The following is a 23,695-nucleotide window of genomic DNA, read 5'->3' as shown; positions in this document are numbered from 1 at the left end:
CCGAAGAATAACCGTCGCTCTCGTCAAGGACCGACAGACACCAGGTGGGTGCGCGCACCGACGAGACCTGCCACCGCGTCGGGCATGCACTCCTTCGGCACATCGACGACGACGAGTGCGCTGGTGTTGCGCATCATTCGCTCCGCGACATCGAGACGAGTGAGGACGTGATCACGCTCCTCGGACCCGGTCAACCACACCGTTGAGCTCGCCTTGGCCTCGTCGACGACGGCCGTCGCCTTCTCGTTCCACGCAGACTCGACGTCCACGAAGACCACCGTCGTCGTCGGATCGTCGCGAAGATCGGACGGGGCGAATCGGTCGGGGAACGACCGCCCACCGTGGTCGATGGGCCGCGAGAGGATCCACCGAGATACGTCGGCGGGAACCTCCGAGTCTGCCGGGACCTGTGCGTAGCTGGCAATTCCCTTCCACGCCACCTCGGGGGCGGAGTCGAGAAACCGCTCGAGACCGACCTTCCCGGCTCGCGTCATGTACGCAACCATCAGTTGGTCCACGGGTAGATCCATCCGCTGTGGGAAGGACTCCCACCACTGTTCACTGCGCACGGCGATCTGCTGGAGGTGTTCGACTGCGGGGCGACGCACCCGTTCGTACTCGGTGAGGGCATCGCCGACGGTGGCAGCCGACGCCAGCGCAGCATCGAGGGCGATGGCGTCTTCCATGGCGAGCTTCGTTCCCGATCCGATCGAATAGTGGGCGGTGTGGGCGGCGTCCCCGAGGAGAACGACGTTGTCCACCGCCCACTTTCGGCACTTGACGGTTCGGAACTGCATCCACCTGGTCCGGTTGCCGATGAGGCTGTGATCCTGGAGTGTCTCGGAGAATGCCGTCTCGAGGTAGCGCAACGACGCCTCGTCGCTGTCGGCCGAGCCCGTGGCAGCCGTCGTGACGTCGAATCCCGCCCGGTGCCACGTGTCGAGATCGGTCTCGATCAGAAACGTACTGCGATCTGCCGCATAGGGATACGCGTGGGCGACGAAGGTGCCGTGTTCGGTGGTGACGGGTACGAAGATGGCGCTGGGCAGTGCGAAATTCGTTCCGCACCAGAGGTAGAGACCGGTTCCGGTGGTGATGTCCGCACCGAAGAGGTCGTCGGACGTGCGTGTTGCACTGTTGATTCCGTCCGATGCGATCACGAGGTCTGCATCGAATTCCTTCGGCTCGTGGCGTTCGCCGAACACGAGCCGAACCCCGGCGTCGCGTGCTTGCTCCTGCAGCACGGACAGCAATCGGGCGCGGCCGATCGCGAGGAGATCACCGTGGGCCAAGCGTGCCGTCCTGTCGCCGACCTGCATGGACATCTCGTGCGAATAGGATTCGGCCACAATCGCATCGAGAGATCTGGCGTCGGCCTGCCGAAGGTTGCGTTGCGTCCTCGACGCCAGCCCGACTCCGAAGCCGAACGTGGTGTCCGGTGAACTCTGCTCGTAGACCGTGATCTCCGCGTCGGGATTGGACAGCTTCAACAGCCGTGCGGCGTAGAGCCCACCTGGGCCTCCGCCGATCACTACGACGCGGTCGAGTTTCATCGTTGCCTCTCGAGCTTCGCGGCGATATCGAGCCGCAAACGCTTCTTGTCGATCTTGTTGACGTTGGTTCGGGGAAGCTCGTCCACCCATTCGAGACGCTCGGGCCACTTGAACTTGGCCACACCGAGCCCCGTGAGATGCTCCTGCACGTCGGCCATCGACAACGGCGCACCGTCGACGACGAGATACGCGCACGTCTTCTCACCCAGTCGAGCGTCGGGCATCGCAACCACGGCCGCTGAACGAATGGCCGGATGGTCGAGCAGAAGAAGCTCCACCTCCTCGGCGTTGATCTTCTCGCCGCCGCGGTTGATGAGGTCTTTGATACGTCCCTCGATCGTGACGTACCGCTCGCCTGCAACGACGGAGATCGACGCCAGATCTCCGGTCCGGTAGAAGCCGTCGGAGGTGAAGGCAGTTCGATTGTGCTCGGGGGCACCGAAATACCCGGTGATCGTGTACGGGCCACGACAACACAATTCACCCACTTCCCCGTCGGGTAGTTCGATCTCCGTGCCGGGATCGAGGATGCGTACCTCGTCCTCCGCGCAGACGGGGGTGCCGACGGTGGTGATGCGAGCGTCGCGAGGAGCGGCGACCGGGGTGACGGTGAGCAACCCCTCGGACATCCCGAACAGCTGACCCGCCCAATGATCTCCACCGTCGTCGACGCGGTCCATCAGCGCCGGTGACACTTTGGCACCGGACAGGATCACGTGTCGCAGACGCTCACGCGCCCGATCGAAATCGGGACTCGACACGGCCTGGTAGTGACCGTGGCCGATCAACACCTCGGTGGCCTCGGCGCGTTCCATGAGATCGAACGCCGATCCGACGTCGGCGGTCGCGAGTACGAGACACGCGCCGACCGAATGCGAGGCGTGCAGACCGCAGGCAATCCCCGCGTTGTGCACGATGGGGATCAGATGGGCGACGCGGCTGTCCGAGGTCCACTCGAGCCGTTGCGCGTACATGAGTGCGTTGTTCCAGTACTCGGCATGGATCCGCGGGATGACCTTCGGTACTCCCGTTGTCCCGCCGGACAATTGGAATGCGACGACGTCCTCGGGATCCGTCTCGGCCTCGATGGCGTCGACGAAGGCTCGGGCCTCGGTGGGATCGATATCGAGGCCCAGGTCTTCCACCCGCAGTTCGTCACCCTCCGCTGCCCCGACGGTCAGCACGTGGCGAACGGTCTCGCTGCCCGCGGCATGTTCGTGGGCGAACGACACCAAGTCGAACGACGGCAGACCGGCCTCCACCACGTGCGCGACCGCGCCCACCGCGGCACCGATGTGCGCGATCTCGTGCATTCGGTGCGCGGTCAGCGTGGCGACCGGAACCAGCCCGGCCTTGACGCAGCCGTACCACGCCAGCACCGTCTCCAGCCGGTTCGTCAGCTGGAACAGCACAGGATCCAGGCGCGTCAGACCCAGTCGAACCAATCCGGCGGCGATGGCATCGGTACGACGGTCGAGTTCGGCGAAGGTCATGGAACCCTCGGCGCTGATGATCGCCAACCTGTCGGGATACCGAAGAGCGACGTCGCGGAAGCGGCGGCTCGTGGGTAGTGAACTCCACGAACCACTCCGGCGGTACTGCTGCGCGCGGTCCTCCGGGTATCCCACCAGCCTGCCGTCCCAGTCCGAGTGGGTCGCCTCGGTGGTCACAGTCATCGCTGAGCCACCGCAGGAAGCAATCGAGAGATCTCCAACGAATGATCAGGATGGTCGGCCGGAACGATTCCCGAGTACACGGCCGTCCAGCATCCGGGGCAGCACAGTTGACGGAACACGATGGGAGTGTCGACGTACTCTGCCGGGTCCGAGGTCACCTGCGGCCCCGCGGCCGAGGAAGGGCCCTCGTAGCGAGCCAGATCCAATACGCCGCTGCTCTTCTCGTCACCGAGGAGCCGTCCGCACTGCGCGCAGGCGATGACCCGAAAATCCCCGACGGTCACCTCGGACAGGTTGTCGTCGAGCCGCCTGGCCAGCGAGAGATCCATGATGGGAGCGTCGGAGTGTTGGGTGGATCGCGTGCGCCGCTCGTCGATCATGTCTCGACGTCGTTGTGCCGTTGCGGCCTCGTCCACCGTTCCCGCGTCGATCACCACGCCGTAGACGACGTTCGCCCCCTCCGCGGTGACCTTGCCCTCGCGTAGGTCCACGACCACGGCCGCCGGATCGCGATGCAACGGATCTCCGTAACCGCCGCCGCCCTGCCAGTGCATGTACAGCACTTCACCGGGAGCGACATAGCTTTCGGCATAGCAGGCTCCGAATTCCTTTCCGCCGCCCAGATCTTCGAGAGCCCCGGGAATCTTCCCCGCCGCGAACTGCTCGATGACGTCGGTACTGCGCGCCAGAATTTCGAGTCCGGTGTTACCCGGGTATCCGCCGGCGAGGCCGTTGTTCTGCGCCACGGCTTTACCCGCCGAGGCCAGGACGAGGCCCATCGGGAGCGAGGTGCCGTACGGCGTGACAGCGAGCGATGCACTGACGCCACCGCGTTGACGACCGGGTCCACCGGAGTCGGGCTCTTCACGACGCCACAGCGTGAGCAGCGGGTAGAGGAACTCGGTCATTTCCGTGTCAGGGATGCGCCCCATCGGAATACAGAAGAGTCCGCCGGTATCCATGCCGTCTGCTGTTGGGCGTGCGCCGTAACCGCCTGCCATCGGTTCCATCATGATGTTGAGGAACGGAACGGGTTGTTCTCCGCGTTCGTCGAGGCCTGCGATCACGGCGGTGTCCCAGGTGCCGCAACATGCAGCCTGCACGCTCTTGCCGAGGTCCACCGATCGGTCGAGCATCTGCGACAGACATTCGGCGATGAGGGTTCCGGTCAGCCACGCCGGTCCGATGGGACCACGGCTGACCGCCGCCGGGAAGCTCGCGTTGTTGATGGTGCCCTCTTCGGAGACCAGGTCGAAGCATCGCATCAATCCGCCTGCAGACCAGGGAATGTCACCCGCGAGGATCGGAAGCAAGGCGAGCATGACGCCGCCGCGCATTCCTGCGTAGGTGCAGTTGATGACGCCCGTCTGCTTGTCGGTGCCGGTGAAGTCGAATGTGAGATGGTCGGCGGTCTTGCTCATCGCGACGGTGATCTTGTGGACATCACGGTCACCGGTGTGCGACTGGTCCTGGTAACCGGTGGCCTTCCAGGTCCCGTCGGGCAGCGACGAGAGTTTGCTGCGCAGGCGGCCTTCGGCGTCGGTCATCATGCGCTTCATGACGGCCTTGACCGTGTCGGCACCGTACTGCTCGATGACGGCGAGCATGCGATTTCGTCCGACGGTGTTCGCACCGATCTTCGCCCGCAGGTCGAGCCCGACCAACATCGGAACTCGGGAGCGTCGCACCCAGAGATCGGCGATGTCGCGCTGCAACTCGTAGTCCCGAACGACCTTCACCGGTGGAGTCGGAAGCGATTCGGAGAAAACGTCTTCCGCCGACGGATCGAACGATCCGAGGCCGGAACCACCGAGGTCGGGTTCGTGGCAGATCGCGCTGGTCCAAGCGAACAGCTTGCCCTCGTGGAAGATGGGTTGGTAGACGATGACGTCGCTCTGGTGCAGTCCCCCGCCGACCCACGGGTCGTTGCAGAGGAACATGTCTCCCGGCGCGATTCTCGGATTGGTGGCGCGGTGTTGCAGCGTCCAGTAGATCGCGAGGTCGACGGCTCCGACAAGCATGGTGTTGTAGAGGCCCACCTGAACTTCTTGTCCCAGTTCGTCACTGATTGCGAAGTCGAAATCGTTCGCATCGGTGACGATGGGTGAGCCCGACATTCGTTTGAGTGCCTCGCCCATCTCGTCGGTGACCGACCAGAGTCGGTGCCGGATGACCTCGTATGTCAGCGGGTCGAGGTCGTCGATCTGCTGCTGGGTGACGGTGTGAACGGGAAGAGTCGGTGGCAGAGTGCGGGCGAGGGCGTCGGGGTCGACGGGGCGGGACGAGAAGATCTCGGACCCGGGAATTGGGGATGTCATGGTTCGGTTCTCCTGTGGTCTCAGCCGGCGACGATGTTGAGGTTGCCGAGGCGGTCGACAGTTCCGGTGGTGCCGTGCGGGACGACGACGGTGGTCGTCGGGACTTCGACGATGGCGGGGCCGGCGAGCACATGCCCGGCCGCGAGCTTGCTGTAGTCGTAGATGTCGGTGTCGACGTAGCCGATTCGACCGTCCAGGTTGACTTTTCGGGAGCCGATGCGAGCGACCGAGGCATCGGCTGAGTCGGCGGACTTCAGTTCGGGCAGGGTCGGCGAGAACGGCAACACGCCCGTCGCACGAACGCGATAGGTGATCGCTTGGATGCCGGCTTCGCGGAATCCGCTGTCCTTGCCGTACAGATCTGCGTATCGCTGCTCGAAGAGATCGGAGGCATGGGCGACGCTTGCCGAGTCCAGCGAGCCCTCGGGAACGGTAGTGGCCACCTCGGCCAGCTGCATCGTGTACCGCATGTCGATCTCGCGTTCAACCTCGACGGACGTGAAATTCAATCCCTGTCGACCGAGAGCTTCGCGGACGCGCTTCTCGAGGCTCTCGAAGTTCGCCTCGGCGCGGGCCGGATCGAGCGGCATCGCAGCTGGGTCCGACAGCTCGGCCGCGAGCACGATGTTGGACGAGGCAAGACCGTAGGCCGAGAACGCCGATGCCACCTGCCCGAGCGGAACGATGACTTCCTTGACGCCGACTTCTGCGGCATAGGCAGCGCAATGCGACGGGCCGGCTCCACCGAATGCGTAGAGAACGAAGTTGCGCGGATCGTGCCCGGCTTCGACGACGGTCTTGCGCAGAAGGTCGCCGGTCTGTGCGTTCTGGACGGCATAGATCGCGGCGGCTGCGTCCTCGATCGACAGACCGAGCGGTTCGGCGATGCGGCGTCGAATGGCCTCGCGCGCCAGCTCTTTGTCGAGTGGTTTACGTCCGCCGAGCAGTCCGCGTTCGGGGAGGATGCCGAGGACGAGATTGGCGTCGGCATTGGTGGGTTCGGTGCCACCCTGTCCGTAACAGGCAGGTCCGGGTACCGCCTGGGCGCTGTGCGGCCCGATCTGGAGGTTGCCGCCGGCATCCACCCACGCGATGGCACCGCCACCGGAGCCGATGGCGTGCACCTGCAGGGTGGGCACGTTGATCGGGTGGTGATTGATGATGGTGCTCGACGCACGCACCGGCTCACCGTCCACGACGAGGCCGACGAGGAAGGTGGTGCCGCCGACGTCGGTGGCGATGATGTTCTTGTGACCGAGCTGTTTTCCGAGTGATACCGCACCGACCACGCCGCCGGTCAACACGGACCCGACTGTGCTGATGGCGTTCTTCGGGGCCTCGGCTGCGGCAACGGCACCGCCGTTGCTCTGCATCACCAGGAGTGGGCCGGCGAGGTCGAGGGCGCGAAGCTTCTTTTCCAACGAGCCGAGGTAATCGCGCAATCCCGGGCCGATCTGGGTACTCATGATCGTCGTCGCGTTACGCGCGAACTCACGGATGCGCGGGCTCACCTCGGAGGACAGCGAGACGAATATGTCGGGGTCGATCTCGTGGACCAGCTCGCGAATGCGCTGCTCGTGCACAGGGTTACGGAACGACCAGAGCAGCGAGACCGCGATGCCGGAGACGCCGTCGTCGACGAGGCTTCGGATGGCGACGCGCGCGGACTCCTCGTCCAGCGCGACGACGACCGTGCCGTCACGGTCGAGGCGTTCGGTGACCTCGAGTGCGTGTCGCTTGGGGACGAGACCGTGGGACTTGCTCTGTCCCAACACGTTCTGCAGTTGCTCGGGAGAGCCACCGAGGTAACGACCCTCGACGTTCATGATGTAGATCGAATCCCGATGCCCCTTGGTGGTCAGGAATCCGACCGGCGGAACGTTGCCCATCACCAGAGCATTGAGCGAGGACGTGGTGCCGTGCGCGATGTGGTGGGTGTTCGCGAGCATTTCCTGCACCGGGCATCCGAGTTGTTCGGCCAACGCTTCGAGAACGTCGATGACCCCCTGGGAATAGTCGGGTGGAGTCGAGGGCGCTTTTGCAGCGACCACGGTGCCGGAACTGTCGTCGAGTACTGCGTCCGTGAACGTTCCGCCGACGTCCACTCCGATCACATAGGTCATGCCGGTGTGCTCCTTAGGTCCGAGTCGAAGACGTTCTGGCGTGTGAGAGCGAATCACCCTCGAACACTGCTTACGTCTGCGTCGAGTATTCGACGTGACCGACGACATGTCAAGCGTGGATGTGAGTGCTGTCACCACGGACAATTCTGCCCGACTGGACACAACCTTCCACTTTCCCAGCTGAGGGCCACTTGACGAATCATCGTCTACGTCGAATACTCGTCACTAGCGTCAATTAGTGAAAGGCAGTTCATGAGTATTCATCGTGTTGGCTTGGTCGTCCCGAGCTCCAACGTCACCGTCGAAACGGAGATGCCCGCGTTGTTGGCGCGACATCGAGAGGCCCGGTTCTCGTTCCACTCCTCGCGGATGCGCATGCAGGCCGTGTCACCGGAACAACTGCGAGCGATGAACGCCCAGCGCGAACGGTGCATCCTCGAGTTGGGCGATGCCGGAATCGACGCCGTTCTCTATGCGTGCCTTGTCGCCCTCATGGTCGTTGCGCCCGGGGAACACCAACGCGTCGAGGGGCTCATCGCGGAGCAACTCGCCACGGGCGGATCCGATGCAGCCGTCAGGTCGAGCGCGGGCGCTCTCGTCGAAGGCCTGAGGGCTCTGGACGCAAAGAACATCGTTCTCGTGACGCCGTACATGCGACCGCTCGCGGAGAAAGTCGTCGAGTACATCGAGGCCGAAGGCATTCGTGTACTCGATTGGCGTGCGCTCGAGGTGTCCGACAATGCCGAAGTCGGCTGCATCCCAGGCGAACGAGTCATGGACGCTGCGCGGTCGCTGGACCTCACGGATGCCGACGCCCTGGTGATTTCTGCGTGCGTACAGATGCCGTCCCTACCGCTCGTCCAGGCTGCCGAGGACGAATTCGGCATCCCCGTTCTGTCGGCCGCGACGGCAGGTGCCTACAGCCTGCTCCAAGCGCTCGACCTGCCCGTCGATCTACCAGACGCCGGCTCACTGCTCCGGGCCGACGCAGTCGTCACGTCGTAGATCGTCACTTCGTAGAGAGGAAATCTTCATGTCCGACTTGCCACACAAGGTGCGGGGCGTCGACCACGTCGCCTACCCCACGTTCGATCCGGCGGCAACGGTCGAGTTCTATCGCGACGTGCTCGGCTTCCCCGTCGTCCACTCCATCTGCGCCGCAGGGTGGGGCCCGGAGAAGCATCCCGACTTCATTCACTTCTTCTTCGACATCGGCAACGACGACCGACTCGCGTTCTTCTACTACTTCGGCCTCGAACCGTTCGACGGTGGACCACAGGGTGATTCCTATTCACGCTTCGCCGAGGACGTACCGATCTTCTTCATCCGCTCGCGTCACCTGGCAATCCACGTCGACAGCGAAGAAGACCTCATGGAATACCGGCGGCGGCTGGACGGCAGCGACTGGCCCGTGGAGATGCAGATCCAACACGAGACGATCGAGTCGATCTACACACACGATCCCAACGGCTACATGATCGAGCTCACCCGCGCGATGCGTCCGGTCACGCCGCAGGAAGACCTCGACGCGAACCTGACGATCGACGCCCTGATCGACGTCGTTCGCGGACCCGACCCGAGTATGGCGAACCTGTTGACCCGCAAGGCCGAGCTGATCGTCGAACGTGCGGCCGACTGGTCGGCCGAGCACGAGGTGGGGGTGTCGTGACCACGTTGTATGTACTCGACATTCCCGAGAACACCACTATCGCATCGGTGGCCGACGTCGACCCAGCCGTACGCGTAGACCACGTAGGCCCGTACTTCCGCATAGTCTCGGACGGGGACATCGTCATCGACCGTCGGGCCACTGGATGCAGGCACGCCGTCTGGTACAGCAGCGTCTCTGGCCTGTCGGAGTCTCGAATCACACAGTGGGACAAAGACGCCCTGCGCGTCGAGCAGTCATGACTCGGACCCGACTCGGCGCAGGCCGGTACATCGATGCCGCCGAGGCTCCGTCGAACACGGTGACCTCGGCGCACGAGCTCACCACCGCAGACGGTGCCAAGGTCAGCGGTGTGTTGCGCACGGTCCCTGGTGCCGAGACGGTCGTTGCCCTGATGCACCCGAGACAGGACCTGACGCATCACGTTCTCGTGCCCGAGTTGCTCGCCCGCGGATACGCGGTGTGGACGCAGGGCACGCGATCGGTGAACAACGACATCTCCCTGGTGCACGAGCAGGCATTGCTCGACGCCGCCGCCGGGCAGGTGTTCCTACGCTCACAATCGTTCGATCACGTTGTGACGCTCGGACACTCGGGTGGCGGCACCCTGTTCGCGTTCTACCACGAGCAAGCCGGTCTCGCGCCCGGGGATCGGCTGGCGGCAACGCCTGCAGGTCGACCGATCGACCTCGCGTCCGCGGAGATGCCAGTGCCGGACGGTGCGATCTTCATGGCTCCGCACCCCGGACAGGGTGCGCTGCTGCTCCGACTGATCGATCCGTCCGTCGTCGAAGAATCCGACCCCATGTCCATCGACCCGTCGCTCGATCCTTTCGATGCCGCCAACGGATTCGTCGATGCTCCCGGAAGCTCCTCGTATTCAGAAAATTTCGTGGACCGGTATCGCGTCGCACAACGCGAGCGCGTCGCTCGATTGGACGCACTCGCGCGAGCACGGGTCGCCGAAGCATCCGACGCCCGACGGCGTTTCAAGACAAGCGGTGATCCTGCCGACCGTCGAGATGCGTTGGCACCGAGATTACTGACCGTCTATCGAACCGACGCGGACCTGAGATTCACCGACCTCTCGCTCAGTCCGAACGCTCGACCGTACGGTTCGTTGTTCGGCCGACGGCCGGATCTGACGAACTACGGTCTCGTCGGATTCGCACGCCTGTCCACGCCCGATGCCTGGCTGTCGACGTGGTCCGGTCTGAGCTCCAACGCCGACTTCGTTCGGTGCGCACCGTCGGTGACGGTCCCGTCGTTGTTCGTCGAACTGACCGGCGATCAGGCGTGTTTCCCGGAGGACGCGTCCAGGATGGTCGAGGCTCTCGGCTCGGTCGACAAGAGCCGCGTGGCGATCGAGGGCACCCACTTCGGCGGCCCCATTCGCGACGGGGCGCCCACCGGCGCTTCTCTGGCCGCCGCCGATATCGGTACCTGGTTGTCCGAACACTTCATCTGACCCTCTTGCGAGCGGAAACACATGTCACGTAACACTTTTTCTCCCGTGGTCGCACTCTGTCTGTCGGCGCTGACGCTGGAAGGGTACGACCTTCTGATGTACGGAACGGTGGTTCCGTCGCTCCTGGCGTACGAGCCGTGGGATCTGGATCCGGCGACCGTCGGGGTACTCGGATCCGTGGCGGGAGTCGGCATGCTCGCCGGGGCACTCGCCGCGGGCAGCATCGCGGATCGCTGGGGTAGGCGACGCGCCTTGATCGCCGCGGCCGCGTTGTTCTCGGCCGCAATGGGATGCTGTTCGATTGCACCCTCACCCGAGATCTTCGGAGCAGCGCGATTCGTGGTCGGCGTCGGAGCAGGAGTGTTGATGCCGACCGCGGCATCGATGCTGATCGAATTCTCCCGACTGGACACGAGAGCACGAACGGTCGCACTGGGATTCGTGGGCACCAGTGTCGGCGGTATCGCGGCGGGGATCCTGTCGCTGTGGCTCGTCCCGGAGTTCGGCTTCCGAGCGATGTTCGCAGCAGGAATGATCCCGGCGTTGTTGATTCTGCCAGTGATGGTCGGCTATCTCCCCGAATCTCCGGCCTTCCTGACCTCGCGAGGCAGGACCGATGCGGCACAAACGATCTCGACGCGCTACGGACTGGAGGAAGCAGTCGAGGATTCCGGTGGTGACCCGCGATCGACGGATCGCGGAATCAGCGCACTGTTCACCGCGAACCGAGCGCGAGTGACGTTGTCCTTCTGGGTGATGACCCTGCTGTGCCTGCTCGTGTTGTTCGGTGTCGCGACCTGGTTGCCCGCTGTGATGCGATCGGCCGGGTACCCGCTCGGAGCAGCGCTGTCCTTCCTGCTGGTACTCAATGTGGGCGGTGCAGTAGGTGCGCTCGGCGGTGCTTACCTGGCCGATCGGTTCGGCATCAAACCGGTGACCACCCTCGGATTCCTCTGCGCAGCGGTGTCGTTGGCATTGATCGCGACCACTCCCCCGATCGGGATCGTGTACGTTCTGGTGCTGATCGCAGGAATGGGTACGACCGGGACGCAGATCCTGCTGAACACCTTCATCGGTGGTTACTACCCCGTGTCGTGCCGGACCACAGGACTGGGCGTCGCACTCGCGGCGGGGCGACTCGGTGCGATCGTCGGTCCCACGTACGGCGGACTGTTCGTTGCCGCCGGTGCGGGAACCAGCACTCAGCTTCTGGCTTTCGCCTTGCCTGCGATCATCGGTGCCGGAGTGACGATTCTGACTCCGGCGGGACGAAAGTTGCGTAGCGGCCGGGCGTCCGCATCGGAAGGTCGGCTGCATGCACCTGACGCAAGATGACTGTGTTCACGATCGGGTTCACTTTCCGGTCCATATCGGATCGCGCTTCTGCATGAAGGCCATGATTCCCTCCACTGTGTCTGCCGAACGGCTCAGTGAGTCCAGGGCCTGTTCGCTGAGCTCCCAGCTGCGCGCTTCCGTCTCGATCGCGCCGTCACTGATTCCGTGAGCGACGCGCTTGCTCGCCTGAACCGCGAGCGGTGCGTTCGCTGAGATGACGTCTGCGAGGGCAAGAGCAGTGCTCAGCACATCGGGTTGAGGAACGACCCGGTTGACCAATCCCCACCGGAGCGCGTCCTGGGCGCTCATGGCGGCTCCCGTCAGCAGTAGCTCCAGCGCGACAGCACGCGGCAGGGCCGTGGTCAATCTGAATACTCCGCCCGCTCCGGCGATGAGACCTCGTTTGACCTCGGGCAGGCCGAAGCTCGAAGTATCCGCAGCGACAACGAGATCGCCGGCCAATGCAAGTTCGGTCCCACCACCGAGTGCACTGCCGTTCACCGCGCAGATCACCGGCTTCGTGATGTGGTGCTTGACGATTCCGGCGAAGCCCCAGTGCGCGGTGTCCGGTGGAGTCACACCGGCGGGTCCGGCCGTTCCGAGGGCCTTCAGATCCGCTCCGGCACAGAAGACTTTGTCGCCCGCTCCCGTCAACACCACCACTCGAATATCGTCGGTGTTCTGGGCGAGCTCCCAGGCCTCACCCAAACCGCTATGTACATCGGCGTTGATGCTGTTGGCTGCCTCCGGGCGATCGATGGTGACGACGAGGGTGTGTCCCCGCACTTCGGTGAGTACCACTCCGGACACGTCGATCCTCATTTCTTCGGGTCGTGAGACCCGACAACACTAATTCAGACAGTCACTGTCTGCAATGGTTCGGCCGGTGGCCCGGTTCACCATCGGCTAGCTCAACGCTCGCAGAACGGTGTCGACGACCAACTTCGAGTGGTGCACGGCGGCGCGACTTCTCGCGCCTGCGTGCGCTTGCGCGAACAGTGCACGCGCCAACACCGCTCCCGTCACGAGTTCGAGCAGCAACGTCGTCGACGTGCCCTCCGGTAGTTCTCCTCTCAGAATCGCGCGCCGGACGATGCGTCGGGTGGTGACCAGACGGCTCTGATTGAGAGTGTCGGTGAGATGCGACAACAGGTCCGGATTCACCATCGCGTCGAGAGTCACCCGTAGTGAGACCAAGCCGAAGAGCTCTCCGTAGCCGACGGCCAATTGCTCCGCGAGTTCGATCAGGTCCCCGCGGACCGATCCGGTGTCGATCGGCGTGGACAGCGGCGACCGTGCTTCGAGCGCTTGAACCAGGAGCTCTTCCTTGTCGGCCCAGCGGCGATAGAGCGCGGCTCTGCCGACCTTGGCCCGCCGCGCGACTGCATCGAATGTGAAGCCCCGCCAACTGGTTTCCCAATACACCTCGAGCACAGCGCCGTACACGCGGTCCTCCATGTCCGCGTCACGGGGGCGTCCTGGTCCGCGCGGAGACTCCTGAGACATCATTGCATCCTCTCACCCGTCTGCCTGCCGAACGCGACGGTTACGTGCAGAGGCCGACGGCAAGCTTCCCCTCCTTGTCCACCAGCTCGATCCGGCGTCCGACGGCCGACTCGTTCCGCCCGGACACGAGATCGTGAAGCGTCGCTGCGAATTCACGTCCGGCTCGGCCCGCCACCCGCGCCCCATCGTCTGTTGCTGCAACGACAAAGGCTTGCTCCGGCAGGCCGCTACGGTCGTACGTGACCGTAGCCGTCTCGATGGTCGCCCTTCCCGAGTAGCCATGCACGACACGTGCCGGCGTGCCCGAGGAATCCACCGGCTCCGGGTCGCCGACGTATCCGTCGCGATGAGCCGTCGTGGACAGCAGCACCACATGCTGATACGTCAGGTAGCCGCCGTTTGCATGAACCAACGCGACTCCGGAGGTCTTTCGCAGCAGCCGCGTCGACTCCGCAACGGCGTGGAGCGAATAGCTGCTCAGCGGCCCACCGAAGAACGAATGTCCGCCTAGGACAGTGGGAGTCGACCCCTCGGCCAGGCCGAGCTCGTCGGCCAGAAGCTCCGGCACGATCGGGAAGCAGCTGTACGCGTCGACGAATGCGAGGTTCGCACTGGTGGCATCGGCCCTCGACAGAGCGCGCTGCACGGCCGCACGGAGAGCCGGGGCATCGTCGAACACCGGGCGCGCCAACACATCCGGATTGTCGACGGCACCCGCACCACCCCACAGGTACACCATCCGGTCCTCTGCCACACCAGACTTGCGAGCGGTGGCCAATGAACAGACCAAGACCGCAGCTGCTTGATCGACGAACGGCATTGCGTTCATCGACAGTGGATAGCAATCGGACACAGACCGGTTCGACGACGTGACAGTGCCGATGTCCTCCGGCGTGCGAAAGACCGGGCTCCAGGCAACAGGATGTTCGGCCGCGATTGCCGAGAAGCGGGAGTACATGTCGGCCGATTCGCGCAGTGCCTGGTTGGGGGTCAGTCCACGGCCATGGGCACGGGCGTTCTCGAAGAGCGGGTAGATCTGTACCGGTGCCAGGATTCCTGCTCGCTGCATTTCGGCGCTGCCGAGGTCCTCGGGCGAGAACGAGGGAGGGCCTCCCGGTGCGGTGGTCCAACCCGACTCACCGGGGTCCACACCCGCCTTCATCAGGGCGCGGACGGAGGCCTGCGCCTCGCCGCCCACCACCAGCGCTGCAGTGGTGAGCCCCTCGGCGATATCTCGGCCTACCTGGTCGAGTAGGCGCACCGGGTGGTGCCCGCCGATCGTGCTGGTGGAACGAGACTCGAGTGTCACACCCAGTCGGTCTGCGACCAGGGACGGAAGGTCGTCGTAATTCCAGCTCGTGGTGCGAACAGCGTGCACAGCATCGAGCTTCTCTTTCAGGCCGTGTCCACCAGCGTCGTCGATCGCTGCGTTCACAGCGCGCAGAACGAGCTCGAGGGGTTCGATGGTGCTCTGCGTAGTGTCATCGCCTGCGAACTTCAGGTCACCCACACCCACGATGACGGGAACACGTTCCGCGCTGATCAGCATGCTGCCAGCATATACAGACAGAAATTGTCCGCAATGCTGCGCGGATCGATCCGGTTACGGGTCACCGAATTGTCAAGGGACGTTGACGGGTTCCGCGTCGACGTCGCCGATCACGACGTCGGCTCGGTCGGTGTAGAAGGCGACGTGCCGTCCTATCATTGCCACCGCAGGAAAGGGCGCGTTGTAGGTCCAGACGACGTCGGCGACAGTTTCGGACTCAGCGGCGACGCTGAAGTACTCGGCATCGCCCTTGAACGGACAATAGCTGGTTGTGGCGCTCTTCCGAAGCAGACCTGTATCGACGTCACTCATCGGGATGTACTGAACCGCAGGGTAGTTCGATTCGATCAGGGTCAGGGCGTTGCTACTGTCCGCCACCTGTTGCCCGTTGATGTGAACGGTTACGCGCCCTTCGGTGGGCTCGACGGTGATCGGGTGCTCGGCGTTGGGTTCGAGGACGACGCGTTCGGACACGGTGCATGCCTTTCACTTTTCAGGTCGTGCTGACGAATGATCCAACCGCAAACCTAGGCAGTTTCATCCCTCCGGGAGGCACTTTCTTTCCGTACTCGACAACGAGCTGATAGATGGTTCCCTGCACCGTCCGATCCGCAGCACCCACACCGCTCTACGGAAGCAGTGGAGCCCTGTTCACCTCGGCACTGCGACCCAGAAGCGAGCCCTCTACTATTCCATTCACTTCAACGACCAGCGCCTCCACTGCGATCTCTCTCGGACTCTCGGTTCGAGCTCTCCGCGATCTTTGGGCGAGCCAGAGCGATACGGTTGCGGCCGTTTCGTTTTGCAGTGAAGAGAGCCGCGTCGGCGGCGGCCAGTGTCCCGTCGAATATCTCCCGGGACGTGCGGCGGTCCATGTGCGGCAACGAACCGCCGATGCTGACCGTGATCGCGATGTCGTCGTCGGCGTTGTGTACGGCACGACGCAACTTGTCTGCGAACTCCCCGAGGGTCGGCGTCGGATCGGAAACCAGGACGACGAATTCGTCGCCACCAAGTCTCGCGACGACGGCGTGCCTGCCGGCAGACATGGTCAGGCGCATCGCTGTCAGTCTCAGTGCCACATCACCCGCTGTATGGCCATGGTGGTCGTTGACTGCTTTGAAGTGGTCGATGTCGATCAGCAGGATTGCGGGGTAGCCAACGCTGTCGCTGGTGTCGAATGCTCTGGCCTCGAGGCCCCGCCGGTTCAGCACTCCGGTCAACGGATCCGTCATCGCATCCGACAGGTGTACCCGAGAGGACTTCAACACCGCCCGCGAGTACGCCGACAGCAGTGTGACAGCGCCGTTGATAACGATGACGGCCACCAACACTCGCAGGACGATCGATACGGTGTCGGTCGCGGCCCTTGCCAGCGCCACGGCTCCGAGTGCGAGAACGAAGACGGTGCTCCACACGACGTGGAACCAGATCACTCTCGGTCGGGCGAAATGGGCAGCGTACGCACCGACCAGTGCGAGCAACATGGCCCCGTGCAGCGCTGCCAACGGATCGGAGTACGTTGCGGTCACGGCGGTGACACCGAATTCGCAGTACACGACGAACCAGTTGTTGACCGGTGCGCGGCGAGACCACAAGTCCATCCGGTAATCGGCTTTGCTCATGATCCATGCGACGGGAATCGTGCTGATACACACGGCGTAGGTCAGCACGGTGCCGAGACCGTCGGCGGGGCCGTCCTGTGTGAAAGTGGTGCCGATGCCGACGAGCCCGAACAGCAATGTCTGAACGACGACGCCTGTTCGCAGCAGCGGGTCGGGAGGCTCGTCGTACGTCCGAGCGCCCGCCGAAATGTGGGTTGGCGCAGTTCTCGCCGTCGATTCCCGGTGTCTACCCACAGGAATCGTCTCGTGTCATCTCCGTTCGCCACCGCAGACTCGCTCGGATCGCGTCGCCCACGCTTGCCGCGAAATCGGCAACGGTGCTCTCCGAATCGATTTGTGCGAGTGCAACTTCCGTCATCGGCCGGCGAGTCGGGTCGATCGAACGCTCGGTATTGGGCGATCCGCCATCGATACCCAACCGAAACGCATTGGGCGGGGCCATACGGATTGCGGGCATGCGTTCGGCGTGTCGTGGAACTGCCGAACAGTCGATGGTGAGCAGCATGCGATCGTGGCGCAGGAACGTCTGCTTGTCTGCAATGGCAACATACAAGCCGTCGTTCGCCTCGGCGCGCGTGGCCAGTCGCGTGAGCACCCGACGAATGCGCTGCTGACACTGCGTCCGGTCCGAGGAAATGACCAGCGCAGCACCTGGTACCGACGATCGCGTGCGGTGGGCCTGCTCCGTCAGGGTGGTCCACGCACAATCGTCGCCATTACCGAAATATGTTCGCAGCAGCCACAGTTCAGAGTGGTTGTTTCCGTCGGGCATGGTGATCCAATCCGAGAACTGTGGGGTGCACCGAACCGTTCGGTCAGGCGGAGGGGACGGCCCGGAGTTGCAGGGGCACGTTGTCGGTCAGAAAGGTCAGTTGATCTCGAATCACCGAGGAGAACAATGGCTCGACGTACGGATCGAAATGACCACCGTTGTAGGTACGTACCGTGGCTTTGCGCACTTTCGCCGCGGCGCGTTGTGCGACGGACGCCGGGGTGACGGCATCGTCGGACGCGATCTGCACCAGCGTGGGGCAGCCGATCGCGGACATCGTACGGCCCGGCGAATACCGCCAGATCTTCAACAGTATCCGGGCCGCCACGGTCTCGGGGTAGTCACCGTCCTTCAGACCCGACTCGAGAACCAAGCGGTCACGCCCTTTCATGGCGTCAGGTGAGACCATCACAGCTCGGGTGCCAGGAAGCCCGACACTGTCGACGTAGTGCGGCGATCGTCCGAGGACGGCGCGGACGCTGTCGGTGATGGCAGCCGGTGCCAGCCGCAACGCCTGCCTGAAACCGGTCGCGCGAACGGCGGCGGTTCCGTCGACGTGCGGCACCTGGGCGATGACTGCTGCGAACCGAACGCCGTTGCCCGCCAACGTGAGTACGTGACCACCGGCGAACGATGTACCCCATCCGACGATTCGGTTCTCGTCGACGCCGTCGAGCGAGCGAGCGAAGTCGACTGCGCTTCGCCAATCGGCAAGCTGAGAACCCACGTCCAGCAGTTGGCGCGGTTCGCCGTCACTGTCCCCGAAGAACCGATAGTCGAAGACGCAGACCACGTAACCAGCCTCGACGAAACGCTCGGCGTACGCGTACAGGCGCATTGCTCGAGGCGTGCCGAATCCGTGCGCCATCACGATTGCCGGCCGCGCCTCGGCGGCGGACCCAGCGGGACGAAAGACCGTTGCTGCGCATCGAACTCCGTCCGACATGAACGATGTTTCGGCGCGGGTGAAGCCGGTGTGGTTGTCGGTGGTCATGCGTTCGTCTCTCTGTTCTCCAGCAGCGTGGTGATCGGATCTCACAGCTTGAAAGGGTTGAGGGTTTTGCCGAGGTAGTAGCCGATGCGAGTCGGAATCGGCTTCGCGGCAGCAGCAGTCACCTTGTTGACCATCCCGGGCACGCACACCGGCGTGCCGTTGTTCACTGCCCGCCATCCCTCTCGGACAACGTCCTCGGGCGACTGCCACAGCAGAGAGGGCAGCTTGGAGGTCGCTGCATCTCGGGTTCCCATCACGTCGTGGAACTCACTGTGGGTGAAACCAGGGCAGAGCGCAGTCACGTGGATGCCGTGCGGGCGCAACTCCATGTCGAGTGCTTGCGACATGTCGAGCACATAGGACTTGATTCCGGTGTACAGCAGACTCGCACCAGGTGGCAGCAACGCCGCCAACGACGACAGATTCACGATTCGGCCGTATCCGCGTTCTTTCATGCCGGGCACCGTGAGATGAGCGAGTTCGGTGACGGCAGTGATCATCACCTGTATTTCCGCGGCGTGTGCGTCGAACGGCGCATCTGCAAACGTGAAGTTCCCCGACATGCCCGCGTTGTTGATGAGGATGTCGACGTCGACGCCGAGGGATTTCGTTTCGTCGAAGATGGCCCGGGGTGCAGAGCGATCGGCGAGGTCCGCGGGCACGACGTCGCATCGCACATCATGCTGGGACGACAGCTCGTCCGCCAGTGCGATGAGTCGGTCCTCGCGCCGCGCAACGAGAACGAGGTTGTGCCGCTCGGCGGCGAGGTGTCGAGCAAAGGCCGTGCCTATGCCCGCTGACGCTCCGGTGATCAGCGCGGTTCTTCCGGTCTTCGACATCGACGGGCCTCCACTCTTGAACGGTATTCAAGGACGGTAGCAGTCTCTTGAAGACCATTCAAGATATAGTTGGTCACATGCCCAGGAATCGCGGACTCCACGACCGGGAGAGCAAGCGAGAGGACATCGTGCACGCCGCCCGCGACATGTTCGTATCCGACGGCTTCGACCGCACCTCGATCAGCCGTCTGGCGAAAGCAGCGGGCGTCACCGCGAATACGCTGTACTGGTACTTCGGCGACAAGGACGACATCCTGGTCGCTGTTCTGACGGCCATCGCCGCCGAGGACGCCACGGACTACCTCCAGATCGTCGATCTACCACTCGCCGACAGGCTGTACTGGCTGGTGGAGCGGCTTCGGAGAGTCGGCCCATTGGTCTCCACGGTGCACGATCGGGTGGCCGAGTCGGAGGCCATCGATCAGTGGCACAACGGGTTTCATGCTTTCGCTGAATCGCTGTTCGCCGCCGATATCGAGGCTGCAGGCCTATCCGGTGAGGCGGCCGATGCCATGCTCCGCATCGGTACGTTCGTCGTCGAGGGCTTGCTGACTCACGCGGCGTCGCCCGAAGTCTCCCGAGCAGTCATCGAGCAACTCGTCGACACCATCGCACCCGCACCAGGAAGCGATCCACTATGAGTACCGAACCCGATACCGCGTCGACCGGTCGTCCGCGAGTGGCAGCCGACCACGCCGACTCGGAATCGATCATCGCGATTCCCAGCATGGACCCGTTCTATCGGGCCCCTGCCGGATTCGAGCGCGCGGAGCCGGGGACCGTGTTGCGGTCCCGCGAGGTGACCCTCGCGTTGTTCGGTGTCATTCGGCAGAAGGTGTCGGCGTGGCAACTTCTGTACCGGACCACCAGCCTCGAGGGGGCAGCGCGCGTCGCGGTCACGACGGTGATTCTTCCGGTCGGGGGCCGAGCGCGAACGCAGCGCGCCCTGCTGTCCTATCAGTGCGCGATCGACGCCGTGTCGGATCGATGCTTCCCGTCCTACGTCCTGCGGGCGGGCGCTCGAGCCGTCGGCTCCGTACCGCAGTTCGAGTTCATGATCATCCTGTACGCACTGCGCCGCGGATGGGTTCTGTCCCTTCCCGATCACGAGGGCATGAACGGACAGTGGGGAGCACCGATCGAGCCCGGCTACTGCACACTCGACGGCGTCCGCGCGGCACTGTCTTTCGAGCCGCTCGATCTCGCAGCCACCACCCCTGTCGCGCTGTGGGGGTACTCGGGTGGCGGATTGGCGACGTCGTGGGCCGCGGAGGCTGCAGCCGACTACGCCCCTGAACTCGACATCGTCGGCGCTGCACTCGGATCGCCCGTCGGCGATCCCGGATCTGCATTCTCCCGCCTCAACGGCACGATCTTCGCGGCGCTGCCCGCGATGGTGGTGGAGGGCCTCCGTCGCACCTACCCCGAACTCGACCGCGTCGTTCGCGAACACGTGGCTGCTGCAGGGCTCGAGGCCCTCTCGTCCCTGCACCGCAAGACGACAGTGCATGCCGTCGCGTCCATGGTGATGCACGATCTGGAGCGGCACCTCGATATCCCGATGGCAGACCTCTTGGCGACACCCGAGATGGTGCAGATCTTTCAGGATATTCAGCCCGGCAAGTCGGCACCCGACTTTCCGCTTCTCGTGGTGCAAGCGGTGCATGATCCGATGATCGACGTGGACGACGTGGACGGGCAAGTGCGCCGTTACCGCGCTGCGGGAGCGAACGTCACATACATCCGTGATCGCCTCAGCGAACACCTGTCGCTGCACCCGATCGCAGCCCCCGTCACTCTGGATTGGCTCTCGGATCGCTTCGCGGGCAAGCCGACCGACGAATCGTCGACGAACACCGTGTGGTCGCTGGCGGGATCATTGCCGGGGTTGCGCGGATTGCTCGGACTCGCTGTATCGACCGGACGCGCATTCACCGGCCGACTTGGTTGATACACAACCACATCGGGACCCAAAGAGCGCACTACACGAGTCGGTCGGAGACGTCGGTCAACCGGCCGACTGTAACGCGGACGGAAACAACCGCAGATCCGCAGCAAGACGCACCGGCAGATACTGGTGAGCTCGGTGGCGGGAAGGATCAACAGTTCCACCGTGACGAAAACGTCGCCCAGAAACGTGGGGCACCGCCCGTCTGCGACGTTGAAGGAGAACAGTCCTTGGCGGGAAAACTCTCCGTCGGAAGCTAAGCAAATATCCGCAGTGTCAGCGCCAGTCCGGTTGGTGGTACTTTGCGTAGTTCGGTTTTCGTCTCAGGTGGTCATCGATTGTCGCAGTGCCACTTCTGGTGCGCCCGACTCGCGAACGTATGCGTTCGCTGATCCGGTGGGAAACGAAGAATGCGCCGCTCGACGCAGACTGGCTCGATCTCACCGAGAGAGGTGCCGACTTCCCGTCGGCGAAACCAGTGGTTCCACGCCGCCCCAAGGGGAATCGATGGGCGACGCTGTCCGCGGACGTCACCATCGTCTTTGCCGGCGAGAGTATGGTGCACAACAGTTCTCGTGTTGCCGACGCAGTCGGGAAGGTTCTCCCTAACGCACACACCGTCGTTCTGACCGGCTGCAGCCACCACATGTTGCCGATGGTTCCGTCCGGAGAACTTGATGCCGTGTTGCTGAGTGCACTGGGCTGACACCTATCGTCTGATTGCCGCCAGCTGTATCCAAAGCAGCAATCGAGAGGCGGGATCCGAAAACCGCTGTTCTCGTTCACAACGCTGGTCCACGTACCCGATTTCCCGTCCGACACGGTGGCCTTCCCAGATGATGGACGGGTCGTGTGCGGCGGCGTACAGGCCGGCAGTGTGTACGAATTGTGCACCCAGCTCCAGGCATCGGCCCCGGTAAAGCGACTACCCTCTCCCGGAGCGTCGGCCCACCTAGGCCGGCTCTTCTACGACTCGAGCTCGCCCTCGGCTACGGCATCACCGGCAAGAAGGCCCGCTTCGCCGCGCAGATCGAAGAAGAAGTGCAGGCCGCCCTGCGCGACCGAGGTGACCCCACTCGAGGTTCAAGCCGCAGAGTTGTCGCCGGCGATGAGCATGGTCGTCGCCAGACAGCCGACCACATGCCGACTCGGATCGAGATATGGGTCGGCGTGCGGCGCCGGTGACTCATGTCGTGCCGGGTACGTCGAGTTCCAGGGCCAGTTCCATGCATCGTAAGCGTGCAGGAGAGAAGTCGTACGGCATCATCCGCACGGTCTCGGCGAGGTTCGTCGACCCGCACGCCGATCCGGCGTCGGCGGGAGCGGGGTGCACTTCGTACCAGGCGTCGAACCGAGCGTCGTCGGCCTGCGCCAGACCGGATCTCTCGATAACCGCGTGCAGGGCGGTCTCGAAGGCGTGCCGTTCGCCGGCCACCTCCGCCACGCGGGGGTCGTCGACTGCAACCGTGTCGTCGAGCGCCTCCTCGGCGGCAGCGACCCGGTCGGAATCTTCCCGCAGATCCGGGTGCGTGGCCAGGGCGATGAAACGCGATGCCTGGACGGACGCGCCGAGCGCGCCGAAGATCCGCTCGGTCACGAGCAGGGTGTCGAGGTCGTCCTGCCGCAGGGCCCCCTCGGGCAGTTCTGCGAGGCGCTCGCTCACGACATTGGAGAGCAGGCCCACCCTGCTTCCCCGCGCACGCATACGCTGCACGGCGATCCGCTGCTGCTCGAGTTCTGCTTGCCGGGCGACGAGGGACCCCTCCAGCCGGTCCAGGATGCGCGCGACGTCGCTGTCGGCGGTACCGGACGCGTCCGCGAATGCGTCGCGGATGTCGTCGAGGGCAATGCCCGCGTCGGCCATTCGGCGGATCCACAGCAGCCGGACCATCTCGTCGTAGCCGTAGCGGCGGCGGTCGTCGCTTCCCCGTTCGGGCTCCGGTAACAGACCGATCTGGTGGTAATGACGGAGCGCTCGCGGCGTGGTGCCGACAAAAGCGGCGGCACCTCCGATTGTGACCTGACGCGGCGGAACGAACGACGAGAACATGTGCGGGCCTTCCTCTGTGGGCTTGATAGGCCCACTGCACCACATGACGCTACGGAACGTGCAAGTCCGCGACGGATGTAAAGACACATGAGGCAACAGGTTTTCGAGACATTCGAGACTGCGGGACGTCGCCGACGAGCCGAGTGCACGCAACTCGTCGTTGTGGACGAATACGCCCGAGAGGCAATGTTGTCGTATCTGTCCGAATGAGCCGCGCGACCTACCTGTGGGGATTCGCGGTCAGGCTGATGATCGGGCTCCCTGCAACGT

The 23,695-nt window shown here is 63.9% G+C and carries 21 protein-coding genes; 8 read left to right on the top strand and 13 right to left on the bottom strand.

Annotated elements, in window-relative coordinates:
* Nucleotides 1–23: 23 nt before the first annotated feature.
* From CH275_RS21260 to CH275_RS21245, 4 genes are read right to left on the bottom strand one after another with little or no spacing between them, the layout of a single operon-like run.
* The gene (locus tag CH275_RS21260; RefSeq protein ID WP_094680193.1) at nt 24–1,553 is read right to left on the bottom strand and encodes an FAD-dependent monooxygenase; all 1,530 of its coding nucleotides are present in this window, start codon (nt 1,551–1,553) and stop codon (nt 24–26) included.
* The gene (locus tag CH275_RS21255; protein WP_094680192.1) at nt 1,550–3,229 is read right to left on the bottom strand and encodes a (2,3-dihydroxybenzoyl)adenylate synthase; all 1,680 of its coding nucleotides are present in this window, start codon (nt 3,227–3,229) and stop codon (nt 1,550–1,552) included. Before CH275_RS21255 ends, CH275_RS21260 begins: the two co-directional genes overlap by 4 nt.
* The gene (locus CH275_RS21250) at nt 3,226–5,547 is read right to left on the bottom strand and encodes a hydantoinase B/oxoprolinase family protein (protein ID WP_094680191.1); all 2,322 of its coding nucleotides are present in this window, start codon (nt 5,545–5,547) and stop codon (nt 3,226–3,228) included. The genes CH275_RS21255 and CH275_RS21250 overlap by 4 nt, the downstream gene beginning before the upstream one ends.
* 20 nt (nt 5,548–5,567) lie before the next feature.
* The gene (locus tag CH275_RS21245; protein WP_094680190.1) at nt 5,568–7,670 is read right to left on the bottom strand and encodes a hydantoinase/oxoprolinase family protein; all 2,103 of its coding nucleotides are present in this window, start codon (nt 7,668–7,670) and stop codon (nt 5,568–5,570) included.
* Between the two features lie 252 nt (nt 7,671–7,922).
* Here CH275_RS21245 and CH275_RS21240 point away from each other — a divergent pair, with 252 nt between their 5' ends.
* The 5 genes from CH275_RS21240 to CH275_RS21220 are packed head-to-tail and all read left to right on the top strand — an operon-like array spanning nt 7,923 to nt 12,142.
* Nucleotides 7,923–8,675 (top strand): maleate cis-trans isomerase family protein, encoded by a 753-nt coding sequence (locus CH275_RS21240; protein WP_094680189.1) that lies wholly within the window; start codon nt 7,923–7,925, stop codon nt 8,673–8,675.
* Nucleotides 8,676–8,703: 28 nt separating this feature from the next.
* On the top strand, nt 8,704–9,339 hold the full coding sequence (locus tag CH275_RS21235; RefSeq protein ID WP_094680188.1) for a VOC family protein: 636 nt from the start codon (nt 8,704–8,706) through the stop codon (nt 9,337–9,339).
* Nucleotides 9,336–9,581 (top strand): hypothetical protein, encoded by a 246-nt coding sequence (locus CH275_RS21230; RefSeq protein WP_037176298.1) that lies wholly within the window; start codon nt 9,336–9,338, stop codon nt 9,579–9,581. The genes CH275_RS21235 and CH275_RS21230 overlap by 4 nt, the downstream gene beginning before the upstream one ends.
* The gene (locus tag CH275_RS21225; RefSeq protein WP_094680187.1) at nt 9,578–10,807 is read left to right on the top strand and encodes an alpha/beta hydrolase; all 1,230 of its coding nucleotides are present in this window, start codon (nt 9,578–9,580) and stop codon (nt 10,805–10,807) included. The genes CH275_RS21230 and CH275_RS21225 overlap by 4 nt, the downstream gene beginning before the upstream one ends.
* 45 nt (nt 10,808–10,852) lie before the next feature.
* Nucleotides 10,853–12,142 carry an MFS transporter gene (locus CH275_RS21220; protein ID WP_256991145.1) on the top strand — a complete coding sequence of 430 codons (1,290 nt, stop codon included), beginning with the start codon at nt 10,853–10,855 and terminating at the stop codon, nt 12,140–12,142.
* 18 nt (nt 12,143–12,160) lie between these two features.
* Here CH275_RS21220 and CH275_RS21215 read toward each other — a convergent pair whose 3' ends face one another.
* The 8 genes from CH275_RS21215 to CH275_RS21180 all read right to left on the bottom strand — a co-directional run bounded on the left by CH275_RS21215 (nt 12,161) and on the right by CH275_RS21180 (nt 19,427).
* Nucleotides 12,161–12,964, bottom strand: coding sequence for an enoyl-CoA hydratase-related protein (locus tag CH275_RS21215; protein ID WP_094680185.1), 804 nt, complete (start codon nt 12,962–12,964; stop codon nt 12,161–12,163).
* Nucleotides 12,965–13,048: 84 nt separating this feature from the next.
* Nucleotides 13,049–13,648, bottom strand: coding sequence for a TetR/AcrR family transcriptional regulator (locus CH275_RS21210; protein ID WP_094680335.1), 600 nt, complete (start codon nt 13,646–13,648; stop codon nt 13,049–13,051).
* A gap of 40 nt (nt 13,649–13,688) precedes the next feature.
* Nucleotides 13,689–15,197: an acetyl-CoA acetyltransferase gene (locus CH275_RS21205; RefSeq protein ID WP_094680184.1), complete on the bottom strand. Its 1,509-nt coding sequence runs from the start codon at nt 15,195–15,197 to the stop codon at nt 13,689–13,691.
* A 72-nt stretch (nt 15,198–15,269) separates the two neighbouring features.
* Nucleotides 15,270–15,671, bottom strand: a complete 402-nt coding sequence (locus tag CH275_RS21200; protein ID WP_094680183.1) for a DUF427 domain-containing protein — start codon at nt 15,669–15,671, stop codon at nt 15,270–15,272.
* A 227-nt stretch (nt 15,672–15,898) separates the two neighbouring features.
* Nucleotides 15,899–17,056, bottom strand: a complete 1,158-nt coding sequence (locus CH275_RS21195; protein ID WP_094680182.1) for a GGDEF domain-containing protein — start codon at nt 17,054–17,056, stop codon at nt 15,899–15,901.
* Nucleotides 17,049–17,594: a DUF6924 domain-containing protein gene (locus CH275_RS21190; RefSeq protein WP_094680181.1), complete on the bottom strand. Its 546-nt coding sequence runs from the start codon at nt 17,592–17,594 to the stop codon at nt 17,049–17,051. Before CH275_RS21190 ends, CH275_RS21195 begins: the two co-directional genes overlap by 8 nt.
* A 43-nt stretch (nt 17,595–17,637) precedes the next feature.
* Entirely contained in the window at nt 17,638–18,588 is a 951-nt protein-coding gene (locus tag CH275_RS21185) for an alpha/beta hydrolase (RefSeq protein WP_094680180.1), read from the bottom strand.
* A 41-nt stretch (nt 18,589–18,629) separates the two neighbouring features.
* A complete protein-coding gene (locus CH275_RS21180; protein ID WP_094680179.1) occupies nt 18,630–19,427 on the bottom strand; it encodes an SDR family NAD(P)-dependent oxidoreductase in 798 nt (265 codons plus the stop codon).
* 77 nt (nt 19,428–19,504) lie between these two features.
* On the opposite strand from CH275_RS21180, the gene CH275_RS21175 reads away from it, so the two are divergent.
* The 3 genes from CH275_RS21175 (at nt 19,505) to CH275_RS21165 (ending at nt 22,081) form a co-directional block, all read left to right on the top strand.
* Nucleotides 19,505–20,068 carry a TetR/AcrR family transcriptional regulator gene (locus tag CH275_RS21175; protein ID WP_179276261.1) on the top strand — a complete coding sequence of 188 codons (564 nt, stop codon included), beginning with the start codon at nt 19,505–19,507 and terminating at the stop codon, nt 20,066–20,068.
* Nucleotides 20,065–21,378: a lipase family protein gene (locus tag CH275_RS21170; protein ID WP_094680178.1), complete on the top strand. Its 1,314-nt coding sequence runs from the start codon at nt 20,065–20,067 to the stop codon at nt 21,376–21,378. Before CH275_RS21175 ends, CH275_RS21170 begins: the two co-directional genes overlap by 4 nt.
* Before the next feature lie 343 nt (nt 21,379–21,721).
* Nucleotides 21,722–22,081, top strand: a complete 360-nt coding sequence (locus CH275_RS21165; RefSeq protein ID WP_094680177.1) for a hypothetical protein — start codon at nt 21,722–21,724, stop codon at nt 22,079–22,081.
* 480 nt (nt 22,082–22,561) lie between these two features.
* Here CH275_RS21165 and CH275_RS21155 read toward each other — a convergent pair whose 3' ends face one another.
* Nucleotides 22,562–23,425 carry a MerR family transcriptional regulator gene (locus CH275_RS21155; protein WP_094680176.1) on the bottom strand — a complete coding sequence of 288 codons (864 nt, stop codon included), beginning with the start codon at nt 23,423–23,425 and terminating at the stop codon, nt 22,562–22,564.
* Between the last annotated feature and the right edge of the window lie 270 nt (nt 23,426–23,695).

It is taken from the genome of Rhodococcus sp. 06-235-1A, from assembly GCF_002258785.1.
In the GTDB taxonomy this organism is placed as follows: Bacteria; Actinomycetota; Actinomycetes; order Mycobacteriales; family Mycobacteriaceae; genus Rhodococcoides.
Note: the sequence above shows the minus strand (reverse complement) of the source record. Positions and strands in the feature narration are given on the sequence as shown.

Coding starts and splice junctions, on each gene's coding strand:
- CH275_RS21260 (WP_094680193.1), bottom strand. CDS start 1,553: ATGAAACTCGACCGCGTCGTAGTGATCGGCGGAGGCCCAGGTGGGCTC.
- CH275_RS21255 (WP_094680192.1), bottom strand. CDS start 3,229: ATGACTGTGACCACCGAGGCGACCCACTCGGACTGGGACGGCAGGCTG.
- CH275_RS21250 (WP_094680191.1), bottom strand. CDS start 5,547: ATGACATCCCCAATTCCCGGGTCCGAGATCTTCTCGTCCCGCCCCGTC.
- CH275_RS21245 (WP_094680190.1), bottom strand. CDS start 7,670: ATGACCTATGTGATCGGAGTGGACGTCGGCGGAACGTTCACGGACGCA.
- CH275_RS21240 (WP_094680189.1), top strand. CDS start 7,923: ATGAGTATTCATCGTGTTGGCTTGGTCGTCCCGAGCTCCAACGTCACC.
- CH275_RS21235 (WP_094680188.1), top strand. CDS start 8,704: ATGTCCGACTTGCCACACAAGGTGCGGGGCGTCGACCACGTCGCCTAC.
- CH275_RS21225 (WP_094680187.1), top strand. CDS start 9,578: ATGACTCGGACCCGACTCGGCGCAGGCCGGTACATCGATGCCGCCGAG.
- CH275_RS21215 (WP_094680185.1), bottom strand. CDS start 12,964: ATGAGGATCGACGTGTCCGGAGTGGTACTCACCGAAGTGCGGGGACAC.
- CH275_RS21210 (WP_094680335.1), bottom strand. CDS start 13,648: ATGTCTCAGGAGTCTCCGCGCGGACCAGGACGCCCCCGTGACGCGGAC.
- CH275_RS21205 (WP_094680184.1), bottom strand. CDS start 15,197: ATGCTGATCAGCGCGGAACGTGTTCCCGTCATCGTGGGTGTGGGTGAC.
- CH275_RS21190 (WP_094680181.1), bottom strand. CDS start 17,594: ATGCCCGACGGAAACAACCACTCTGAACTGTGGCTGCTGCGAACATAT.
- CH275_RS21185 (WP_094680180.1), bottom strand. CDS start 18,588: ATGACCACCGACAACCACACCGGCTTCACCCGCGCCGAAACATCGTTC.
- CH275_RS21180 (WP_094680179.1), bottom strand. CDS start 19,427: ATGTCGAAGACCGGAAGAACCGCGCTGATCACCGGAGCGTCAGCGGGC.
- CH275_RS21175 (WP_179276261.1), top strand. CDS start 19,505: ATGCCCAGGAATCGCGGACTCCACGACCGGGAGAGCAAGCGAGAGGAC.
- CH275_RS21170 (WP_094680178.1), top strand. CDS start 20,065: ATGAGTACCGAACCCGATACCGCGTCGACCGGTCGTCCGCGAGTGGCA.
- CH275_RS21155 (WP_094680176.1), bottom strand. CDS start 23,425: ATGTTCTCGTCGTTCGTTCCGCCGCGTCAGGTCACAATCGGAGGTGCC.